2 protein-coding genes and 1 pseudogene are annotated in these 2,461 nt (G+C 60.9%); all 3 read left to right on the top strand.

Annotated elements, in window-relative coordinates; all coding sequences use genetic code 11:
- The first annotated feature begins 113 nt into the window (after positions 1 to 113).
- The 3 genes and pseudogenes from ABD906_RS09865 to ABD906_RS09855 all read left to right on the top strand — a co-directional run bounded on the left by ABD906_RS09865 (position 114) and on the right by ABD906_RS09855 (position 2,337).
- On the top strand, positions 114 to 752 hold the full coding sequence (locus ABD906_RS09865; protein WP_345099252.1) for a 5-formyltetrahydrofolate cyclo-ligase: 639 nt from the start codon (positions 114 to 116) through the stop codon (positions 750 to 752).
- A 48-nt stretch (positions 753 to 800) separates the two neighbouring features.
- A pseudogene (locus tag ABD906_RS09860) lies at positions 801 to 2,008 on the top strand (cbb3-type cytochrome c oxidase subunit I); the annotation flags it as partial.
- Between the two features lie 5 nt (positions 2,009 to 2,013).
- The gene (locus tag ABD906_RS09855) at positions 2,014 to 2,337 is read left to right on the top strand and encodes a hypothetical protein (RefSeq protein ID WP_345099251.1); all 324 of its coding nucleotides are present in this window, start codon (positions 2,014 to 2,016) and stop codon (positions 2,335 to 2,337) included.
- Positions 2,338 to 2,461: the final 124 nt, after the last annotated feature.

Raw genomic sequence — 2,461 nt, 5'->3', positions numbered from 1 at the left:
GCACGCGCCAGCTATTGGTAAGCGCGCGCGCCATGGCGCAGGCCACTGCCACCTGGCCTGGTTTTGCGCCGCCGCGTGGCCGGATTTTGCACCGCCGTTGACAAAAGCTGGAATTGGCTCGATACGCCTCCTCGCCGTGCTTCTTGCATGAGCTCCAGCCGGGATATCGCGGGCATAATGCTCCGTCTGACCCGGTCGCCTGGAGCGATATCGCCCGCTGGCGCAAAGGGGAACGGAAGCGGTTGATCGATGATCGGCGTAGCGTGCCGCCCGACGAGCGCAGGGCGCTATCCGACCGGATTGCGGAAAAGCTGGATAAGGTCATTGGGAGCCTAGAGGGCCGCCTCATCAGTCTCTACTGGCCGATCCGGGGCGAACCCGACCTGCGAAGCTGGATGACCGCACGTATCAGGTGCGGTGCGCAGATCGCGCTTCCGGTCGTCATCCGGAAAGGCTGGCCGCTCGAATTCCGGGCCTGGCGTCCTGGCGAGCCGCTCGAGCGGGCAGCCTGGAATATCCTGGTCCCCTCCAATGGGCCGGCGGTGCAGCCAAGCGTGGTAATAGCTCCCCTCGTCGGTTTCGATGCGGCGAGCTATCGGCTTGGTTATGGCGGCGGTTTCTTCGACCGGACACTCGCTGCGATGCGACGCAAGCCGCTGGTGATCGGCGTCGGTTACGCCCGCAGCCGGCTGACTTCGATCTATCCGCAACCCCACGACATCCCAATGGACGTCATCATTACGGAGGAATGACCGGACCGTGGCCCGATCGCTCATGCCATGCAGAAATTAGCGTCCGTCCATCACCATGCGCCGAACTTTTTCACCCGGTGGTTTCTTTCAACCAACCACAAAGATATCGGCACGCTCTACCTGATCTTCTCGATGGCGGCTGGAGTGCTCGGAACCGCGCTATCGGTAGCGGTGAGAATCGAGTTGCAGGAACCAGGGCTCCAATTGTTCGCCAATCCGAACGCCTACAACGTGTTCGCCAGTGCACACGGCCTGGTGATGATCTTCTTTGTCATCATGCCTGCCCTCATCGGTGGTTTCGGCAACTGGATGGTGCCGATCATGATCGGTGCCCCGGACATGGCCTTCCCGCGCATGAACAACATTTCGCTCTGGCTGCTCGTTGCGTCCTTCATCCTGTTCGTGACTTCCATGTTTGTTCCGGGTGCGCCCGGTTCGTTCGGCCATGGCGGCGGCTGGACGCTCTATCCGCCTTATTCCACTGCGGGCCAGCCGGGCCCGGCGGTCGATTTAGTCATCCTTTCGATTCACCTCTCCGGTGCTTCATCGATCCTCGGCGCAATCAACTTCATAACAACAATTTTCAACATGCGCGCACCCGGCATGACGCTACACAAGATGCCGCTTTTCGCCTGGGCGATGCTGGTGACGGCGTTCATGCTTCTGCTGGCGCTTCCGGTATTGGCAGGCGCTATCACCATGCTCCTCACAGATCGCAACTTCGGCACCACCTTCTTCGCGCCTGAGGGCGGCGGTGACCCTGTCCTGTATCAGCATCTGTTCTGGTTTTTTGGCCATCCAGAAGTCTACATCATGATCCTGCCGGCCTTCGGCATCATGAGCCATGTGGTGTCGACCTTCGCACGCAAGCCCATCTTCGGTTATCTCGGCATGCTTATGCCATGGTCGCAATCGGGGTTATCGGCTTCGTAGTCTGGGCGCACCACATGTACACGGCTGGCATGTCGCTGGACGCACAGCGTTATTTTGCCTTCGCCTCGATGGTCATCGCAGTGCCCACCGGCGTGAAGGTATTCTCCTGGCTGGCCACGATGTGGGGCGGCTCTATCAGCTTCAGCACGCCGATGCTCTGGGCGGTCGGGTTCGTCCTGCTCTTCACAATTGGTGGGGTCACTGGCGTAGTGCTCGCCAATCCCGGCGTGGACCGGCTCCTGCACGATACCTATTACGTGATCGCCCACTTCCATTATGTGCTGTCCCTCGGCGCGGCCTTCGCCATTTTTGCGGCCTTCTATTTGACGTGAATCCAGCGCCAGAGCGCTTCAAGGAACTGAAAACGGCGATTGCCGATCCGGCAGCGCCGGACGCTTCAATCCAACTGCTGATGGAGCACGCATTCTACTTCGACTTGGAGAGCGATGAAGCTGCCGGCATCGTCGGAACGATGGCGCGGACGATCCAAGAGAAATGGGAAGGGCTCGCACGGGACGTTGGCATGCGCGCCACTGATATCGCCACCTACCGACCCGCCTTCGAGCATCCGGAAGCAGAGCGCGCCCGCGCGCTCGGCCTGCCGAAGCCGACCGCTCACGCCACCCGCACAAATGGCCCTACTCTGGGATAGTCTCGTGCTTTTCCGCGATTGATCGGCCCCCGACGGATGGGTCCAATTTGATTGTTAGTGCAATGATGGTCGTGGCGCCAGCGCGGGCGGCATCGCTGGTTGGGGTTGCAGGGCCGCCCGCGCG

It is taken from the genome of Chelativorans composti, from assembly GCF_039541695.1.
Taxonomy (GTDB): Bacteria; Pseudomonadota; Alphaproteobacteria; order Rhizobiales; family Rhizobiaceae; genus Chelativorans; species Chelativorans composti.
This window is presented reverse-complemented; position numbering and strand designations above follow the sequence as displayed.